Source organism: Pseudomonas sp. ASL4 (genome assembly GCF_056680395.1).
On sequence record NZ_CM155280.1, the window covers coordinates 460,193 to 479,409 of the forward strand.

17 protein-coding genes are annotated in these 19,217 nt (G+C 60.0%); 3 read left to right on the forward strand and 14 right to left on the reverse strand.

Annotated features, from left to right (window positions below; translation table 11 throughout):
• Positions 1–178 precede the first annotated feature (178 nt).
• On the forward strand, positions 179–535 hold the full coding sequence (locus AC1MEW_RS02055; protein ID WP_201255352.1) for a DUF6124 family protein: 357 nt from the start codon (positions 179–181) through the stop codon (positions 533–535).
• 156 nt (positions 536–691) lie between these two features.
• Complete coding sequence (locus tag AC1MEW_RS02060; RefSeq protein ID WP_480425284.1) at positions 692–1,321, forward strand: class I SAM-dependent methyltransferase; 630 nt, start codon at positions 692–694, stop codon at positions 1,319–1,321.
• 102 nt (positions 1,322–1,423) lie between these two features.
• Here AC1MEW_RS02060 and AC1MEW_RS02065 read toward each other — a convergent pair whose 3' ends face one another.
• The 4 genes from AC1MEW_RS02065 to AC1MEW_RS02080 all read right to left on the reverse strand — a co-directional run bounded on the left by AC1MEW_RS02065 (position 1,424) and on the right by AC1MEW_RS02080 (position 9,119).
• Positions 1,424–3,670, reverse strand: a complete 2,247-nt coding sequence (locus AC1MEW_RS02065) for a glycoside hydrolase (protein WP_480425286.1) — start codon at positions 3,668–3,670, stop codon at positions 1,424–1,426.
• A gap of 231 nt (positions 3,671–3,901) precedes the next feature.
• The gene (locus AC1MEW_RS02070) at positions 3,902–6,955 is read right to left on the reverse strand and encodes an efflux RND transporter permease subunit (protein ID WP_480425287.1); all 3,054 of its coding nucleotides are present in this window, start codon (positions 6,953–6,955) and stop codon (positions 3,902–3,904) included.
• Positions 6,952–8,019, reverse strand: a complete 1,068-nt coding sequence (locus tag AC1MEW_RS02075; protein WP_201199657.1) for an efflux RND transporter periplasmic adaptor subunit — start codon at positions 8,017–8,019, stop codon at positions 6,952–6,954. The genes AC1MEW_RS02070 and AC1MEW_RS02075 overlap by 4 nt, the downstream gene beginning before the upstream one ends.
• Positions 8,016–9,119 (reverse strand): efflux RND transporter periplasmic adaptor subunit, encoded by a 1,104-nt coding sequence (locus AC1MEW_RS02080; RefSeq protein ID WP_201199655.1) that lies wholly within the window; start codon positions 9,117–9,119, stop codon positions 8,016–8,018. The genes AC1MEW_RS02075 and AC1MEW_RS02080 overlap by 4 nt, the downstream gene beginning before the upstream one ends.
• Before the next feature lie 328 nt (positions 9,120–9,447).
• Between AC1MEW_RS02080 and AC1MEW_RS02085 the strand changes: the two genes are divergently transcribed.
• Entirely contained in the window at positions 9,448–10,608 is a 1,161-nt protein-coding gene (locus AC1MEW_RS02085) for an AAA family ATPase (RefSeq protein ID WP_480425289.1), read from the forward strand.
• A 133-nt stretch (positions 10,609–10,741) separates the two neighbouring features.
• On the opposite strand, the gene AC1MEW_RS02090 is transcribed toward AC1MEW_RS02085, so the two are convergent.
• The 10 genes from AC1MEW_RS02090 to AC1MEW_RS02135 all read right to left on the reverse strand — a co-directional run bounded on the left by AC1MEW_RS02090 (position 10,742) and on the right by AC1MEW_RS02135 (position 19,200).
• Positions 10,742–11,626: a transporter substrate-binding domain-containing protein gene (locus AC1MEW_RS02090; protein ID WP_201199649.1), complete on the reverse strand. Its 885-nt coding sequence runs from the start codon at positions 11,624–11,626 to the stop codon at positions 10,742–10,744.
• A complete protein-coding gene (locus tag AC1MEW_RS02095) occupies positions 11,623–12,405 on the reverse strand; it encodes an amino acid ABC transporter ATP-binding protein (RefSeq protein ID WP_480425290.1) in 783 nt (260 codons plus the stop codon). Before AC1MEW_RS02095 ends, AC1MEW_RS02090 begins: the two co-directional genes overlap by 4 nt.
• A complete protein-coding gene (locus AC1MEW_RS02100) occupies positions 12,402–13,061 on the reverse strand; it encodes an amino acid ABC transporter permease (protein WP_201199639.1) in 660 nt (219 codons plus the stop codon). Before AC1MEW_RS02100 ends, AC1MEW_RS02095 begins: the two co-directional genes overlap by 4 nt.
• Positions 13,042–13,707, reverse strand: coding sequence for an amino acid ABC transporter permease (locus tag AC1MEW_RS02105; RefSeq protein ID WP_480425291.1), 666 nt, complete (start codon positions 13,705–13,707; stop codon positions 13,042–13,044). Before AC1MEW_RS02105 ends, AC1MEW_RS02100 begins: the two co-directional genes overlap by 20 nt.
• Before the next feature lie 576 nt (positions 13,708–14,283).
• Positions 14,284–15,066 carry a MetQ/NlpA family ABC transporter substrate-binding protein gene (locus AC1MEW_RS02110; RefSeq protein WP_201199637.1) on the reverse strand — a complete coding sequence of 261 codons (783 nt, stop codon included), beginning with the start codon at positions 15,064–15,066 and terminating at the stop codon, positions 14,284–14,286.
• A gap of 272 nt (positions 15,067–15,338) precedes the next feature.
• Positions 15,339–16,271, reverse strand: coding sequence for a sigma 54-interacting transcriptional regulator (locus tag AC1MEW_RS02115; protein ID WP_201199635.1), 933 nt, complete (start codon positions 16,269–16,271; stop codon positions 15,339–15,341).
• A 73-nt stretch (positions 16,272–16,344) separates the two neighbouring features.
• Entirely contained in the window at positions 16,345–16,926 is a 582-nt protein-coding gene (locus tag AC1MEW_RS02120; protein WP_201199633.1) for an alpha/beta hydrolase, read from the reverse strand.
• 284 nt (positions 16,927–17,210) lie between these two features.
• A complete protein-coding gene (locus AC1MEW_RS02125; protein ID WP_003220570.1) occupies positions 17,211–17,612 on the reverse strand; it encodes an ExbD/TolR family protein in 402 nt (133 codons plus the stop codon).
• A gap of 1 nt (position 17,613) precedes the next feature.
• A complete protein-coding gene (locus tag AC1MEW_RS02130) occupies positions 17,614–18,339 on the reverse strand; it encodes a MotA/TolQ/ExbB proton channel family protein (RefSeq protein WP_201199631.1) in 726 nt (241 codons plus the stop codon).
• A 45-nt stretch (positions 18,340–18,384) separates the two neighbouring features.
• A complete protein-coding gene (locus AC1MEW_RS02135; protein ID WP_480425293.1) occupies positions 18,385–19,200 on the reverse strand; it encodes an energy transducer TonB in 816 nt (271 codons plus the stop codon).
• Positions 19,201–19,217 lie beyond the last annotated feature (17 nt).

Genomic DNA, 19,217 nt, shown 5'->3' on the forward strand with positions numbered 1-19,217 from the left:
ACAGCGCCACCTCTTTCCAGGTGTTTTCATTGCCTGAAAGTTATGGTGGCTGTGCGCAGGGCACCCTCGGGTGCGCCGGGTTGCCTAGAGACCGGTCGACTAACCTGCGTGCAGCCGCCACCCCTGTTCGTTTAGTCGCGATATCGGTTGGCTCCAATTAGCTCTAGGAGTTTTACCAATGAGAAAATCTGTCCCCGATCCACCTCCCGAAACATCCACCAAAGGCAATCCCACCGACGATCCGCCAAGAGACCGATCCGCGCTCTATCGTGCAATCGATTTCTACCTCACTGGCGAACAGCCTTCGGCCCCCGATGAATTGCGGTTCTACAACGTCAGTGAAGATGTGAGCTTCGAAGACGCCCAACTCTATTTGGCTGATCTGCTGCGTTGCGCCTCAGTCACGGCGTATCAGTGCGGTGACCAGCTCAAAGGGGCGGAACGCGCCATGGTGTTTTCGGTTTGGCATTTGCTGGAGATTGCCAAAGCGATGGTTGATCGCTCGATTGATTGTCTGGGGATGAAGCAGGGCTGATTCATCAGTCGTCAGTGAAACCGCCATCGCGAGCAAGCTCGCTTCCACAGTTGACCTCATTCCCCTGTGAGAGCGAGCTTGCTCGCGATGGCTGCGAAGCAGCCCCAGACTTGATGGCGTATATTCGGCAAACCCACATTGCCTGCGCAGCCGACCATGAAACAGACCCCCGACGACCTCCAGAAAATCACCGCCACCACCCTGGGCCATTACAACTCGGTGGCCGAAGGTTTTCGCGAGGGGACACGCGATCATGATGTGAGCCAGAACATCGACGCGTTGCTGCGGCACATCCAGGGTGAAGCGCCGTTCAGCATTCTCGATTTCGGCTGCGGTCCGGGTCGTGACCTGCAAACCTTCACGCGCATGGGCCACACCGCTGTCGGTCTCGATGGTTCGGAGAAGTTTGCGCAGATGGCCCGAGAGGACAGCGGTTGCGAGGTCTGGCAGCAGGATTTCCTGAAACTTGATCTACCGGCGGAGCGCTTTGACGGGATTTTTGCCAACGCGGTGCTGTTTCATATCCCGCGTCAGGAATTGCCTCGGGTGTTGAAGCAACTGCATGGGGCGTTGAAGCCGGGTGGGGTGTTGTTCAGTTCCAACCCGCGTGGGGAGAATCAGGAAGGCTGGAATGGGCCGCGGTATGGGGCGTATCACGACTTACAGGCGTGGCAGGCGTTGCTGACCGAGGCCGGGTTTGTGGAGCTGGAGCATTACTACCGGCCGGCGGGGTTGCCGCGCGAGCAGCAGCCTTGGTTGGCGAGTGTTTGGCGTAAGCCGGTGTAGTCAGGACCGACGCCTTCGCGGGCAAGCCTCGCTCCTACAGGGGGACCGCGTCCGGCAGGACAACTCGGTCAACTGTGGGAGCGGGCTTGCTCGCGAAGGTCTTCAGGGCGCCGAAGAAACCTGATAGTTCATCACCGCCCCGTCCACGCCAAACGCCGTGATGCTCTGCCCGGCCAACCGTTTGCCTTCAACTTCACGTTCGCGCACATCAAAATTCGCCACCAACCGTGTGCCATCGGCAAACGTCGTCTGCTGCACCAGGCGATCCTCCGTCAACCAGCGAAAATCCGTCATCGCCTCAGTTGCCAGTCGCTCATGCAGTGGCCGAAAAAAACCATCCTGTCGGGCAATCACCGGCAGTCGCTGCTTCAACGTATCAGCGCTCAGGTGATAAAGCGGTGGCACGTTATAGAGCAACTGCGTCAGTTCATTCTCGGCCCGCACATTGCTCAGTTTCAGGCTGTCGAACAACCAGTGATGGGTAGTGATCACCGAACCGTGGAACACCGCCTGATACAGCGGCAACCTGGTTTGCGGGGCAAAGTGCACCGTGCGATAGGGTTCCTTGAGCGGCACCGTTTTGAAAAAGACCTGCGGCTGTTCGTTGGGAAACCAGCGCCCCAGGTAATACGGCGACTTGGGGTTCTTGCTCATGTCCGGATCGCCCCAGCCGATCACCGGGGTCTGCATGCCATGAGCAAACAGCACGCCCCGGGCCGTGGTGGCGTTGCCATCCTCGGAGCCGGCCGGCAGTTGCAGCGTCTCGTTCACCCAGCGCGAGGCGTCGATATTGCCCTCGGCGTTTTGCGCCTGGGTCATTCTGGCGCCCGGGCGATAACTGTCGAACACCATGCCGGTGGCGTAGGCATCGAGAAACCAGCTATTGAACCCGGCCTTGGCCTGCACGGCGTGGATTCGAGCCTCAAGCAACGGCCGCACGCAACGCGGATCGGTGTAATGCCCGGATTGCTGGAAACCGCTTTTGAACGCACCGCTGTTCAGGACAATCGCACACTCAAGATTGGCCCGTGAGCCGAGGTGCGCAGTGGTCCAGTCCGGGTTTTCAGCGGTGGTCAACGTCGTTTCATAAGAGTCGTACGGCGCCACCAGATAACCGGCGGCCACGCCTTGGCGCACTGCTTCGGGATGCCAAAGACCGCCCTCCCAGCCCTCGCCGAGCCCCAGCCACAAGCGCGATAACCCGGCGGCTTGCAACTGCTCAAACGTTCTCGGCGACAACGTGCTACCCCAGCGTTCAGGAGTTGCCGTCAGCGCCTCGGCGAATGCTTTCACCACTTCCGTGCGCAGCCGGCCATACCCATCAGCGAGTTTTTGCATGTCCGGCTCAGCGACTGCCTGCCAGCCGCTTCGCGCCTTTTTGTTCAACGCGCCATTGAGGCTGCGCAGCAAGGTAATTTGCTGGTAACGGTCGAGGGGTGGCTGGGCACGGCTCAGGATCCCCCGCGTTTCGGCGTCGAAACCGCCGCGCAACTCGCTGGCCAGAACGCCTTGCCCACGCAACAGTTTCAGCAGCGCCGGCCAACTGCGCACATCGTCGAGGCCCAATAGATCATTGCCCCACAGATAAACATGACTGGCTCCCAGCAGTTTTTTTGCCTCGGGAGTTTTCAGCAGTTTGTCGCTCAAGGATTCGTATTGCCCGTTGTCGATCAACCATTGACGATAGCGTTTGGCAGCGGCTAACGGGTCGGCATCACCCAACGCCAGTGTAAATGTCAGCGGTGTGCGTGATTCAAGCGAGGTGAACTCGTGACGGGCAGCAAGCGCCAGGGTCTTGCCTTCGGTGCTGAACGTCAGGCGATTGTTGTAAGGATTGGTCATCAGCCAGTTCAACGTGAAGCGACCGTGATCGACGCCCCACAACGGCAGGCTCAAGTCCTGGGTGGTATTGAACTCGCCCTGATCGAGCAAAAAGGATTGCCACAACGGATCGCCGGCCGGCACGTAATGCCCCTCGGCGAGCGGCCAGATCAGGCCTTTGCCCATGGCGCTGCCCGGTTGTTTGAGGAAGCCCAGCTCACCCGGATCGCGAGCGCTGATGGACAGGGAGAGGTCACGCTGATCGAGACTGGCGCTGAGTGTCCAGGCGCCGTCATCCCATTGCCAGTCCGCTCGGTTGGCAGTCTGCTTGAGTTGGCTGACATTGTGCGAGGCGGCACCGGCCGAGGCCTCTACCGATTGCACCTGTGCGGGCGTGACACGAATCGCCAGGGTCGCAGGGTCGAGTTCGACACGCCACAGCGGGTTTTCCAAAACGATATTGGCCAAGGCCCAAGGCGAGAACAGCAAGGTGCAGATCAGCAACAGATTGCGATGGAGAGGCGGCATGGGGTTGTCCCTTCTGCGTCAAGAGCAGGGAGGGTAAGCAACCGGGACGCAAATGTCGGTCAGTAAAGTGTTGGGAAATTGTAGATCGCCTTCGCGGGCAAGCCTCGCTCCTACAGTTGACCGCATTCCCCTGTGGGAGCGGGCTTGCTCGCGAAGGCGTGTGTCAGCCAATTTAGATGCTGAATGACACACCGCTTTCGCGAGCAAGCCCGCTCCCACAGGGTTTGTGCCTTACCGTGCGTCTTTCTTCGGCTCGCGGATTTTGTACCAGGCCACATACAGCGCCGGCAAAAACAGCAGCGTCAGCAATGTCGCGATGATAATCCCGCCAATCATCGCGTAAGCCATCGGCCCCCAGAACACTTCCCGCGCAATCGGGATCATCCCCAAACTCGCCGCCGCCGCCGTCAGCAGAATCGGCCGGCGACGATGTTCCGTTGCTTTCGCCACCGCATCCCACGGCTCAAGGCCTTCCTTCTCCAGCGCATCGATCTGCGTCACCAGAATCACCGAGTTACGAATGATGATGCCGATCAGCGCCAGGATCCCGAGGATCGCCACGAAGCCCATCGGCGTGCCCGTCGGGATCAGCGCCAGCACCACGCCGATCAAGCCGAGTGGCGCGACGCTGGCCACCAGGAACAGTTTCTGCACGCTGTGCAGTTGGATCATCAGGAAGGTCGCCATCAAAAACAGCATCAACGGCACGACCTTGGCAATCGGCCCTTGGGCCTTGCCGCTTTCCTCGACCGTACCGCCAGTGGCGACCTTGTAACCCACCGGCAAACCGGCGGCGAATTTATCGATGGTCGGTTGCAACTGTTTCACCAGGTCGGTCGGCTGGATCTCATCGCGCACCGCAGCCTTGATGGTGATGGTCGGTTTGCGGTCGCGACGCCAGACCAGCGGCTGCTCCAGTTCATAACGAACCGTGGCGAAGGCCAGCAGCGGAATCGAGGTGCCGCCCGGCGTGACGATTTGCAGGTTTTGCAAGGTTTCCGGCGTACCGCGCTCGGCGTCTTCGGCGCGACCGACGACGTTGATCAGGTAGATATCGTCGTCCACTTGGGTGATCGGCGAGCCGACGACGATGCCGTTCATCAGGTTGGCCACGTCTTCCGACGACAGCCCCAGTTGCCGCGCCTTGTCCTGGGCGATGTCGATGCGCAGGACTTTGCCCGGTTCGTTCCAGTCGTAAATGATTTCGCCGATTTGCGAGTTTTTATCGAGCTCGGTGGCCAGTTCGATCGCGTGCTTGCGCACCTGATCGATGTCCTTGCCGCTGACCCGGTACTGAATCGGACGCCCCACTGGCGGGCCCATTTCCAGCGCCTGGACGTAGCTGCCGATGCCGACAAAGTCTTTGCGCAGCCGCTCACGCAAGCGCTGGCTGAGCGCGGTGCGCGATTCCAGGCCTTTGCTGACGATCACCAGTTGCGCGTAGTACGGGTTCTGCAATTGCTGGTCCAGGGGCAGGTAGAAACGGATCGCGCCTTCACCGATGTAGGTGCTCCAACGCACAATGTCCGGGTCGTCCTTGAGCGTGGCTTCGAGCTTGTCCACAGCCTTGCGCGTCTCGCCTATCGAGGCGTTTTGCGGCAGGTTGAGGTCGACGAGGATTTCCGGGCGGTCGGACGACGGGAAGAACTGGTTCTGCACAAATTGCATGGAAAATACCGACGCCACGAACAACGCAACGGTGATACCAATCGCCCACCAGCGATTGCGCATGGCCCAGAACATGCCGCCATTGAACGCCCGGCCGATGCGACCCGGCTCGGCGGAATGCGGTTTCACATTGGTGCTGAGGATGTGCACGGCAATTACCGGGGCAAACAGCACCGCGACCACCCATGACACCAGCATCGCCACGGCGATCACCGCGAACAGTGTGAAGGTGTACTCGCCGGCCGAACTGGCGTTCAAGCCAATCGGCACAAAACCGGCCACGGTCACCAGCGTACCGGTGAGCATCGGGAACGCGGTCGAGGTGTAGGCGAACGTCGCCGCCTGCTCCTTGGTCTCGCCCATTTCCAGGCGTGTGACCATCATCTCGACCGTGATCATCGCGTCGTCCACCAACAGACCGAGGGCGATGATCAACGCACCGAGGGAAATCCGCTGCATGGTGATGCCGCTGTATTCCATGAAGACGAAGACCATCGCCAACACCAGCGGAATCGAGCACGCCACCACCAGCCCGGCGCGCACGCCGAGGCTGATGAAGCTGACAATCAGCACGATCACCACCGCTTCGAACAACGCGCTGGTGAAGCCGCCGACGGCTTTTTCCACCACGTCGGCCTGGTCGGACACGTTGTGTACACCCACGCCCACCGGCAGGTCGGCGGTCAGGTCGGTCATGCGCTGATGCAACGCCTTGCCGAATTCCTGGATGTTGCCGCCCTTCTTCATCGCAATCGCCAGGCCGATGGCCGGGTGACCGTTGAAGCGAAATTCTGGCGTCGCCGGGTCGACGTAGCCACGGCTGATGTCAGCAATATCGGCCAGGCGATAGAAACGGTCGTTGAGCCGCAGGTTGACGTTGGCCAGGTCTTTCTCGGACGCAAACTGCCCGGAGGTGCGCACGGAAATCCGCTCCGGTCCGGCCTCGATCACCCCGGCCGGGGTCACGGCGTTCTGCGATTGCAGGCTCTGCACCACTTGGCGCTGATCGATGCCCAGCGCGGCGAGTTTGCGGGTGGAGAAATTCAGGTAGAGGACTTCATCCTGCTCACCGACCATCTCGACCTTGCCGAGCCCCGGTACATCGCGGATCGCCGCTCGCACCTGTTCCACGTAATCGCGCAACTGGCGCATCGACAAGCCGTCGGCGGTGAAGGCGTAGATCGAACCGAACACATCGCCGAATTCGTCGTTGAACCCCGGCCCTTGCAGGCCTTTGGGGAAGTCGCCGCGAATGTCGTTGATCTTCTTGCGCACCTGGTACCAGATTTCCGGAATGTCCTTGGCACTGGTGGTGTCGCGCAGGTACACGAACACCGTCGATTCGCCGGGTCGGGTGTAGCTTTTCACGTAGTCGAGGGAGTCGAGTTCTTCGAGTTTTTTCTCGATGCGGTCAGTGACCTGTTTAAGGGTTTCTTCCTGGGTCGCGCCCGGCCAGCGGGTCTGTATGACCATGGTTTTGATGGTGAACGAGGGGTCTTCCTCGCGGCCGAGGTTCATGTACGAGAACACGCCCATCAGCAGCGCAACGAACATCAAATACCAGACAAACGACTGATGCTTGAGGGCCCAATCGGATAAGTTGAAACTCCCTTTCATTGTGGGCTGCCCTCGTCGACTTTGACTTTTTGCCCGGGTTTCAGGCTGTTCACACCGGCACTGACCACACGCTCACCGGACTTCACGCCGTCGGCCAGCACCACCGTTGAATCGGTGCGGCTGATCAGGCTGACGTCCCTTGGGGCAACGGTCTGGTTCTGCGGATCAATGATCCAGATGCGGGTTTTGCCATCGACCTCTTGCAGGGCGCTGAGCGGTAATTCGATGCGCGGTTTGATCGCCGAGCTGAGGGTCACGCTGATCGCTGTGCCGAGGCGAAAACCCGGCGGCGTATCAGCCAGGGTCAGCCGGGCGCGACGTGTACGGGTAGCACTTTGGGCCTGGGGTTCGATTTCGCGGATGGTCGCGGTGCTGGTGATGCTCGGGTCCAGTTGCGCTGCGACCTGGAACACCACGTCCGTTGGCAACTGATCGACCAAGGTGTCGGGCAGGTCGATCACCGCTTCCTTGATATCCGGTTGCGCCAGGGTCACCACTTGCTGGCCGGCGGTGACCACTTGCCCGGCTTCGGCATTCCACGCAGTGACGATGGCTTTGTGATCGGTGCGCAGTTCGACGTAGTTGAGCTGGTCCTTGGCCTGGCTGACCGAGGCCTTGGCCTGATCGAGGGACGCCTGAGTGGTTTTCAGGTCGGTCTGGGCGATGTCCAGTTGCGCCTGGGCGCCGACTCCGCGATTGAACAGTTCTTGCTGGCGTCGGGCGCTGGCCTGGGCATTGATGAATTGCGCCTGGATGCGTGCCAGATCGCCTTCGGCCGAGCGCAATTGGTTCTGCTGATCGGTAGGGTCGAGGGTGGCAAGCAAGGCGCCCTTCTCGACTTCAGCGCCGACATCGACATTACGGCTGGCGATGCGACCCGGCACGCGAAAGCCGACATTGCTTTCGTAACGGGCCTGGATGCTGCCGGCGAAGCGTCCGAGCTCTTCCTGATTCAACGCTTTGACTTCGATGGACAACACCGGACGCACCGGTTCGGGCGGCGGTTCTTTTTTTGAGCAGGCTACCAACAGCAGGCCAGCGGACAACAGCATCAGGCGCTTCATGGCTGGGCTCCTGGTGCCAAATCCTTATAGGTGTTTTCGGCGATCTCGACTTTCATTCCCGGGTGCAACAACTGGCCGCCGGCGATGATGACTTTTTCGCCACCCTCCAGACCGCCGCTGATGATCACTTTGCCGGTCAGGTAGCGGCCAACGGTGACAGTGTGCAATTGGGCTTTGCCGTCAGCGTCCACTAGCCACACGGCCGGGTCACTGAGGTTTTTGGTCAGGGCTGACCAAGGCAATTCCACGGCGGATTTGCCCGGTGTCTTGGCGGTGGCGCTGACCACCGAACCGAGTTGCATGCCTTCGGGCAATCCATTGAGGGTGACTTTGACCTGCACGGTGCCGGTCTGCGCGGACACCGCCGGGGTGATTTCCCGAACGGTGCCGGTGGTTTTGATCGCGGGGTTGTCGAGCAGGCTGACCACCACCGATTTATCCGAGGGCGGCTCGGCCAGCAGCGATTCGTAGACGTTGAACACCGCGTCGCGCTCACCGTCCCGGGCCAGGCTGTAAATCGGCACCGTGGCTTGCACCACCTGGCCGACTTCGGCCTGGCGCGCGGTGATGATGCCTGGCGCATCAGAGATCAGCGAGGTGTAGCTCAGTTGTTCGCGGGCATTGGCCAGTTGCGCCTGGGCGGCGGTCAGGGCGCTCTGGCTGCTGCGCAATGCGGCTTGGGCGGCATCGTATTCGCTTTGGCTGGTGTAGCCCTTGGGCAGGAGTTTTTGCTGGCGGACAAACGCGGCGGCGGTCTGTTTGACGCGCGCCTGTTCGGCGACGACTTGGGCCTGGGCTGAATCGACGTTGGTCTGCAGGTCTTTCGGGTCGAGTTTGGCGAGCACTTGTTTGGCCGACACCCGGTCACCGACATCGACCATGCGCTGGATGATCTTGCCCCCCACGCGGAACGACAACTCGGTCTGCACGCGGGCCTGGACGTCGCCGGTGAGGGTCACCGAAGCGGCGTAATCCGCGGGTTTGACGGCTTGCACGAAGACACGCGGCAGGTCTTTCTCGACCGGTTTTTTATCGCCGCAGGCGGACAGCAGAGCGAAGACGCCCAGGCCCACTATTATTTTCAACCCGGTACCCGCCATGCAGACTCCTTTTCGTTGTACGAACGTGCAAGTGACGATACGACTGTGAGCTTAGAACAGGGTTCCACCCGCGCACGGGTTTGCTGCAAACCCTGGGGCCAACAACATTCCTGTAGCCCTGTGAATAACCTGTGGCGAGGGGGCTTGCCCCTGTTGGGCTGCGAAGCGGCCCCGCTGTTTTCTCAGATACACCGCGTCTGCAGGTATTGCGACTGCTGCGCAGTCGAACGGGGGCAACCCCCCTCGCCACAAAGGCTCGCTCCCACAGGGGATCACGGTGTGGCCGACAATAAGGCAAACTGGCCACCTATGCAGCAGGAAGCTCCCCATGCTCAAAACCCTCGCGGTGGCCAATTACCGCTCGATCAATAAATTGGTGATCCCGCTGGGTCGGTTGAACCTGATCACCGGCCCCAACGGCAGCGGCAAGTCCAACCTCTACCGCGCGCTGCGCCTGCTGGCGGAAACCGCTCAGGGCGGCGTGGTCAATGCGCTGGCCCGTGAGGGTGGGCTGGATTCGACGTTCTGGGCCGGCCCGGAAACCATCACCCGGCGCATGCGCAGTGGTGAAGTTCCGATTGAGGCCAGCGTGCGTCATGGCGTCAAACGCCTGCGACTGGGGTTTGCCGCTGAGGACTTCAGCTACGCCATCGCCTTGGGCCTGCCTGAAAAAACACTGTCGTACTTTTCCATGGACCCGGAAATCAAAAAGGAATGCATCTGGTCCGGACCGTTCTACCGCCCCGCCAGTCTGCTGGTGGACCGCGAAGGCCCGATGATTCGCGCCCGTGAAGGGCGCAACTGGGACGTGCTGGCCCAGCACACGCCGAATTTCGACAGCTTGTTCGATCAGGTCGGCAGCTTTCGCACCTCACCGGAAGTCATGCAGCTACGTGAGTTCATCCGCCGCTGGCGCTTCTACGATCACTTTCGCAGCGATGCCGATGCCCCGGTGCGCCAGCCGCAACTGGGCACTCGCACGCCGGTGTTGCATCACGATGGCCGCGACCTGGCTGCCGCGTTGCAGACCATTCGCGAAATCGGTGACCCGGACGCCTTGCAGGCCGCCATCAGCGATGCATTTCCCGGCTCGCGATTGAACATCGCGCCGTTGCAGGGCGGACGGTTTGCGATTGAGTTTTATCAGGAAGGGTTGCTGCGGCCGTTGTCGGCGGCGGAGTTATCGGACGGGACGTTGCGTTATTTGCTGTTGGTCGCGGCACTGTTGACGCCTCGGCCGCCGACACTGATGGTGCTGAACGAGCCGGAAACCAGCCTGCATCCGGACCTGCTGCCGGCGTTGGCGCGGTTGATTATCCGTGCGTCCGAGCAGTGTCAGGTGTGGGTGGTGTCCCACGCCCGGCGGTTGATCTCGGCGTTGCAGGAAGATCCGGAGTGCAATTGCATTGTGCTGGAGAAGACATTGGGTCAGACCGGGATTGTCGGGCAACGGATGCTGGATGAGCCGGCGTGGTATTGGCCGGATTGAGCGGCGCCTGATAAACCGCTTTCGCGAGCAAGCCCGCTCCCACAGTTGACCGAGTTGCCCAGGCGGACGCGGTCCAATGTGGGAGCGGGCTTGCTCGCGAAGGCGACGAAAGATCACCGCATCGGTCAGGTCATCACCCCTGCCACTTCCCACCCTCAACAATCACGCTCTCAGGCTTGGTGTCATCGCTCAGTTCTTTACGCACGTACTGGTCGTACAGCTTGAGCAGATATTTCTCTTCACCCAACTTCGCCAACTCGGTATTCACCCAGTCCCGCAGTTCGATGTTGCCCTTCTTCACCGCCGGCGCAATCGGTGCCTCTGCGCCCAAGGTCTGCTCCAGCACACGGTAGCCAGGGTTTTGCTTGGCCCAACTGAACAGCACCAGATTGTCCTGGGCATAGGCATCACCACGACCATTGGCCAGGGCTTGCAGGGACTCGGAGTTTTTCTCGAACTTCAGCAGTTTCCAGTCCGGATGGTTTTTGGTCAGCCAGATATCGGCCGTGGTGCCAGTGGTGACGATGGTGGTGCGGCTCGCCAGGTCATCAAGATTTTTCACCGAGCTGCCCTGCGGCACGAGCGCCTGCACCGCAACCTTGAGGTTCGGGTTGGTGAATTCCACCGCTTCCTTGCGCTCCGGGGTGACGGTCATGTTGGCCAGGATCAGGTCGACCTTGTCGCTTTGCAGGAATGGAATCCGGCTGGCCGGTTCCACCGCGACGAACTCGACTTTGTTTTCATCGCCGAGCAAATCCTTGGCGAATTGACGGCCAATGTCGGTATCAAAACCAACGTAGCGCCCGGCCTCATCGACGAAACCGAACGGCGGTTTGTCGGTAAACACGCCGACGATCAACTTGTCCCGTGCCTTGATTTTTTCCAGGTAGCTGGCCGCCGGGGCCGCGCTGGCACTGGTGGCCGCTGGCTTGGCGGGTTCATCGGTTTTGTTGCAGCCGGCCAGCAGCGCGAGGCCGAACAGCGGCAGTAGCAAGAGTGAAGACTTGGCAGTTTTCATAGCAGTTCCAGTTCCTTTGTTTGAGTCTTTTTGGGCAGGGCTTCGACGTAGGAGAACTTCTCCAGGAACTGCTGCGCTCGTGCGGTTTGCGGGTTCGTAAAGAAAAGCTCGGGAGGGTTTTGTTCGAGGATGCGCCCGGCGTCCATGAACACGATGCGGTCGGCCACCGCCCGGGCGAAGGCCATTTCGTGGGTGACGATCAACAGCGTCATGCCTTCGCGGGCCAGGCCCTGAATCACTTCCAGTACTTCCTTGACCATTTCCGGATCAAGGGCGGCGGTGACTTCATCGAACAGCATGACGTTGGGGTTCATGCACAGCGAGCGGACGATGGCGATGCGTTGCTGCTGGCCACCGGAGAGCTGACGCGGGAAGGCGTCGCGCTTGTCCAGCAGGCCGACGCGCTCGAGCAACGCTTCTGCCTGGGCACGAGCCTCACGGCGTTCGCGCTTTTGTACTTTGAGCGGGCCGAGCAACAAGTTATCGAGCACGTTCATGTGCGGGAACAGGTGATAACTCTGGAACACCATGCCTATCTGCTGCCGCACATCACGCCAATCGGTGCCCTTGTCCAGCAGCTCGCGGCCGTTGAATTTCAAGCTGCCGCTGTGGGCGACTTCCAATCCGTTGAGGCAGCGCAGCAAGGTACTTTTGCCACAGCCGCTGGGGCCGAGGATGACGATCACTTCGCCTGACTTTACTTGCAGGTCGATCTCGTTGAGCACCTGCTGCTCGCCGAAAAACTTGTTGAAACCCTTGAACTCGATCAATGCGCTCATGCTTGCGTCCAGCGCCGCTCCAGCACGCGCGAAGCGGCCGACAGCGGGTAGCAGATGAAAAAGAAAAACAGAAACAGTGCGCCGTAGATCAGCACCGATTCGTAAGTACGCTCGATGATCTGTTGGCCGACCTTGATCACATCCACCACACCGATCAGCACCGACAGGGAACTGGTCTTGATGATTCGCGTGTAGACGTTGATGGTCGGCGGCGTCATGCGTTTCAGCGCCTGGGGCAACAGTACGTAGCCAAACAGTTGCGGGCCGTTCAGACCAATCGACAACCCCGCCTCACGTTGCCCGCGAGGCAACGAAAGCAATGCGCCACGGACCACTTCGCCCACCTCGCTGGCGCCCCACAGCGACAGCACCAGCACCGCGCACCAGAAGCTTGGAATGCTCAGGCCAAAGAAAATCGGCAGGCCGAAAAACAGCAGGTAGAGCCAGACCAACACCGGGATCGCCCGGAACAGCTCCAGATAGATCCGCAGGATCGCGTTCAGCCATTTTGAATTCAGTGTGCGCAACACGCCGTAGAGCACGCCGCCGACGGTGCTGATAGCGATGCTCAGAAAAGAGATCGATAACGTTTGCGCAGCGCCCTTGCCCAGTTGCGGCAACGACACCCACAGCAACTCAAGACCCGAACTGGCCATGCTGGAGCCTCCTTTCCAGACAGCTGAGCAGCAGCGACAGCGGCAAAAACAACAGCACGCAAATCAGCGTCAGCACGGCGAGCATTTCGTAGGTTTTGTAGTAGAGCGCGATGTAGCTTTTGGTGGTGTAGAGAATCTCCGGCACCGCCACCGCCGAGACCACGGTGGTTTCCTTGAGCAGGAAAATGAAATTGGCGAACAGCGACGGCAGGCTGAGAATCCCGGCTTGCGGCAGGATCACGTACCGCAACAATTGCCCGTGAGAGAGGCCAATGGAGCGACCGGATTCGAGTTGTGCTTGCGGTACGGCATCGACCCCGGCGCGCAGCACTTCGGTGAGGTAAGCGCCGCCGAGGAAGGTCATGGTGATAATCGCCGCCGCGAACCCGGAAACGCTGATGCCCAGGGCCGGCAAGGCGAAATAGACGAAGAACAGTTGGATCAACAGCGGCGTGTTGCGCGCCAGCTCCACGTACAGCCCGACCAGGCGCTGCAAGTAAGGCGTGCGCAACACCAGAATCGTCGCGTTGATCAGCGCCACCAGCAGCGAGGTGCCGATGGCAATGAAGCCAACCTGCAGCGTCACGCCCACGGCTTTGAGAAACGCCGGCAGGGTGCTGAGGATAAAAGCGTAATCGAAGGTCATTGAACATCCTGGACGCCGCTCGGTAAGCGACGGTGGTGCAGTCCATGGGCGGTGGATAACCACCCGGCAGGCACCGACTTTAAAGGTATAAAAAGAAGAATTTAAATACCGTTAAAGCATATTGATATCACGCAAAAAACTATCTCGTGGATTTGCGGCGACAAAGGAAGACGACTATTTTCCTTTGCACTGTAGGAGGGATCTTTTTTTCAAAAAGTCCCTCCAAGGACGGACAGCTTTTGGCCAGACTCCCCGGCCAAACCATCACAAGGAAGAGAAAAATGGCTGACGTAAAAGTGCCGCAGCGGCTGGACCCGCAAGACATCGTGAAGTTGTTGGTGGCGTTACGCAGGGCGTTGAAGGCCAGGGTGGCCTGAATCTCCTGAAACACACAGATCCCCTGTGGGAGCGGGCTTGCTCGCGAATGCGGTGGGTCAGACGGCATCAATTTCGACTGACACACCGCATTCGCGAGCAAGCCCGCTCCCACAGGGGTTTCGTGCAAGTACACAAAAACGCCGACGCTGTATCAGCCGTCGGCGTTGAAACCTTGAAGGGGTTTGTTGCTGCGTCGAATCAGAACGCCGGCAGTACCGCGCCTTTGTATTTCTGTTCGATAAAGGCTTTCACTTCCGGGCTGGTCAAGGCTTTGGCCAGTTTCTGGATGGCATCGCTGTCCTTGTTGTCTGGACGGGCGACCAGGAAGTTCACGTAAGGCGAATCAGCACCTTCGATCACCAGTGCATCTTTAGCCGGGTTCAGGCCCGCTTCCAGTGCGTAGTTGGTGTTGATCATGTCCAGGTCGACTTGGTCCAGAACACGCGGCAACATCGCGGACTCAAGCTCCTTGAACTTGAAGTTGTGCGGGTTCTTGGCGATGTCTTTTGGGGTAGCCAGGGCGTTTTTCGGGTCTTTCAACTCGATCAGGCCAGCCTTCTGCAGCAGAATCAGGGCACGGCCGCTGTTGCTGCCTTCGTTAGGGATAGCGATGGTTGCGCCGTCTTTCAGCTCAGCCAGGGTTTTGACTTTCTTCGAGTAGCCGCCGAACGGTTCAACGTGCACACCGATCACGGTGACCAGGTTGGTGCCTTTGCCTTCGTTGAAGCTTTTGAGGTACGGCAGGGTCTGGAAGTAGTTGGCGTCCAGACGCTTCTGGTCGACCTGCACGTTCGGTTGAACGTAGTCGGTGAAGACTTTGATTTCCAGATCCACGCCTTCTTTGGCGAGGGTTGGCTTGATCAGTTCAAGAATCTCGGCGTGTGGAATCGGGGTCGCCGCCACCACCAGTTTCTCGTTAGCCTGGGCCAGGCCCGCAGTCAGGGCAGCCGCCAATGCGGTGAACAACAGAACCTTTTTCATGCAGTGTCCTTATCGGGAATCACGGTCGCTTATGGCGACGGCTATTAGTACGAGTGCCAGTGAAGTGCTATCGCTGGCGTGATGCGGACAATACCGGGATTTTTTATTCCCGAACAATATCTTTTATTCACTTTGATATTCCATTTTGTTCATACAGCTCTGGCCCGCCGCTTACCGAATGTGGGAGCGAGCTTGCTCGCGATTGCGCAGTGTCAGTCAACATCAATTTCGACTGACACGGCCCCATCGCGAGCAAACTCTCTCCCACAGGGTTACAGCGCTTGGCTCAAGCTTTCGAGTAGGTCCTTGAGGGCCGAACGCTCGGCAACCGTGCCGTTTTTGCTGACTTGCGCAACTTGCCGCTCAATCTGCACCAACGACGGCAACACCTCCGGCAGATTCAAATGCTCCGGCAAGATCTCATCCCCGGTACTCACCAGCAGCGCAAAGTGAATGACGTTCTCCAGTTCCCGGGTATTGCCGGGCCAGCTATGCGCCTCCAGCACATGCTGCGCCGCATCACTGATCAACGGCACCGGCAAGTCCAGGCGCTGGCTGTAGATGCCAAGGAAATACTCGGCGAGGGACAGAATGTCGCCCACCCGCTCACGCAAGGCCGGCAACTCAAGCTGCCCTTCGCTGAGGTAGTGATAAAGCCGTTCATGAAATTTCCCGGCCGCCACCGCCTGGCCCAGGTCGATGCTGGTGGCGGCGACCAGGCGCACGTCCACCGGGCTCGGCTGATGAGCGCCGACGCGGGTGACTTCGTGGTTTTCCAATGCTGAGAGCAACTTGATCTGGATTGGCAGCGGCAGATCGCCGATTTCATCCAGATACAGCGTCCCGCCATTGGCCGAACCGAACCAGCCAGCCCGGCTGCTGGCCGAACCGGTGTAACTGCCGGCGGCATAGCCGAACAACTCGGCATCAGCGTACGTCGGGCTGATCGCGCCGCAATTGACCGACACGAACAACCCGCCGCGATCACTGGCGCGGTGGATGTGGCGGGCGAGCAATTCTTTACCGCTGCCGGTTTCACCGCGAATCAATACCGAAATGGCGCGCGGTGCCAGTTGCTCCAATTCCTGGCGCAACTGCCGCGAACGCGGATCAACAAACACCAGCGCCTTGGCGCGGATGCTCAGAGGACTTTTTTCTGCATCGGGGAAGGTCAGCAGCGGCTGACCGAAGGCTTCAAAACTCATGGCAGACTCCCGCCCAAAACCGCCGGGAGACGGGGGGCGTTGTTTTAAAAAACAAAAGCAAAAAATAAAGGGTTCAAGCGCGGCGCAGGGCGTGATGTTCCATGCGGTTTTGCAGGCGATAGAGGTACGCAAAACCCTGCTCCCAGCGCTGGTGACCGGACTTGACATTGATATGCCCGGCACCCGCCAGAATCCCCGCCTCGGCGCCCCAATTACGGGCCAGCTCCATCGCACGGGATGCGCTGACGGCGCTGTCGTTGTCGGAACTGACGACCTGGCTCGGGAACGGCAACAGGGTGGTCGGAATCGGTGCAAAGTTACGCAAGGCCGGCGAGCAGGCCGGGCGTTCGACGTCCGCTGGCGCAACCAGCAAGGCACCGCGCACCTGACGCAAAAACTGCAACGGCGCAGTGGCTGCCCAATGGGCAACGGTGATGCAACCCAGGCTATGGGCGATCAGGATCACCGGTGTGCTGTCGGCGGCAATCGCCTCGGCCAGCGCCGCGACCCAGTCTTCACGGCGCGGCGTCAGCCAATCGGCCTGCTCCACCCGTGCACTGTTCGGCAGACTGTTCTGCCAATGGCTTTGCCAATGATCTTCTGGCGATCCTTGCCAGCCCGGCACAATCAGGTAGCGAATTGATTCGTTGCGCATGGGGGAGCTCTCCTGCTGCGTGTCTGTTCCTGATCGAGTATAGGGACGAGAGTTATATTCGTTAAGGAATAAGAAGCTATTTATTAAGACCTTAATTGAATATGCACGTATCCCCCTGTGGGAGCGGGCTTGCTCGCGAATGCGGTGGATCAGACAACATTGATGGCGACTGACCCGCTGCATTCGCGAGCAAGCCCGCTCCCATAGGGGACCTGCGTTTACCTTGGGAATAAAAAAAGGGCCGCACCCTGCCAAGGAGACGGCCCCGGAAAACTTGAAATCTGTTAACGCGCAGTAATCACCGACAACTTGGTAATCCCCGCCCGCTCAATCGAGGCCATGGCCCGCGCCACTTCGCCGTAATTCACCCCATCGTCCGCCTGCAATTGCACGCGCACTTCCGGATCCTTGGCCTTCGCCGATTTAAGGTTGAACTCCAGCAAATCCGGCTGGATTTCATCCTTGTTGATAAACAGCTTGCCGGCGCCATCGATGCTCACCACCAGCGGGTCTTTCTGCTCCACCGGGGCCACGGCCTCGGTCTTGGGCAGGTTGATCGGGATCGCGTTGGTCAGCAGCGGCGCGGTGACGATAAACACCACCAGCAGCACCAGCATCACGTCCACCAGCGGTGTCACGTTGATCTCGCTCAGCACCTCATCACTGTCTTGCGTGGAGAAGGCCATATCAGGACGCCTCCTTCACTTTCTGCGCACCGCCCTGGGCCACGACTTTGTGCGAGGTCGGGTGAATCAGCAGACGGAACGAACTCTTCTGCGCCAGGCTGTAGAAGTCATGGGCGAAGTCATCCAGGTCCGCCGCCGTGAGTTTCAGGCGCCGCAAAAAGTAGTTGTAAACCAGCACCGCCGGCACCGCGACCGCGATCCCCACACCGGTGGCGACCAGTGCTGCACCAATCGGCCCGGCCACCGTTTCCAGGCTCGCCGAACCCGCCGCGCTGATGCCTTTCAACGCTTCCATGATTCCCCACACCGTGCCGAACAAGCCAATGAACGGCGAGGTGCTGCCAATACTCGCGACCACCGCCAGCCCGGTTTCCAGCGAACGACGCTCGCGGACGATCTGCTGACGCAACGCACGCTCCAGACGATCCTGATGATTGATCGCCTGGCTCAAGTCATTCGTGGCCGGCGCTTCACCTACCTGGATCGCCGCGTAACCGGCCTGGGCCACACGGGCCGCCGCGCCTGGCTGGGTTTCGCTCAGCTCGGCCGCTGAGTCGAGACTCGACGCGGCCCAGAACTGTTTATGAAATTTCTTATCCTGGGCTTTCAAGCGCCCGAATTGCACGCCCTTGAGCAACGCCAAACCCCAGGTGGCAACGGAAAAAACCACCAGCAGCCAGATCACCGCACCTTCGATGGATTCAAGTGGAGAGGCTAGTAACGTCATGATGTATTCCCTCGTGTAAACGTTTCGCGCGAAATTGGTTTCGGTTTAATGAATCTTGAAATCGATGGGCACGCTGACCCAGCCATCCTGGGCAACATCACCTTGCTTGGCCGGCACGAAACTCCAACGCTTCACGGCGGTTAACGCCGCGTCGTCGAGCTGGTCGCGACCACTGCTTTTCTGAATCTGGATCTCGCCCGGTTTGCCATTGGCCAGCACATGCACCCGCAACAACACCGTGCCTTCCCAACCGCGACGCTGAGCCAGGGACGGATATTCCGGCGCCGGGTTTTTCAAGTACGCGGCGTTGGCCGAGGCCGGGGTCACTGGCGCGGGCGCCGGTGGTGCGGGTGGCGCCGGGGCTGCGACAGGTGCCGTTGGTTGCGGCGGTGCTGGCGGCTGTTCAACAGCTTTGGGAGCTGGTTTCGGTACGGGCTTAGCGACCGGTTTTGGTTTTGGCTTTGGAATCGGTTTTGGTGGCGGCGGCTTCACGGTCAACTCGTCTTCCACGGGCGGCGGTGGCTCGACCACGGGTTGAGCAGGTTGTGGCGGTGGCGGCTCGACCACGGGCGGTGCCGGGCGCGAAAACTCGATGGTCATCGGCGGAATTTCCGGCGGCACGATCGGCAGCACGGTGGTCGGTTGCTGATTGACCCAATAGATCACCGCGCCATGCACCAGCAACGCCAGCACACCGAGCAGGATCGCTTCGCGCCGGCTCAGAATGCCCTTGGGCGCACGTTGCAAACGCAACTGACCCAACGGCACGCGGTGCACCCGGCCGAGGTCGACCAACTCGCCACTCGGCGCCTGGCGCCAGAGCACCTCATGTGCGCCGGCGGCGGTCTGGACATTGCCCATTGATTAACTCCCTGCGG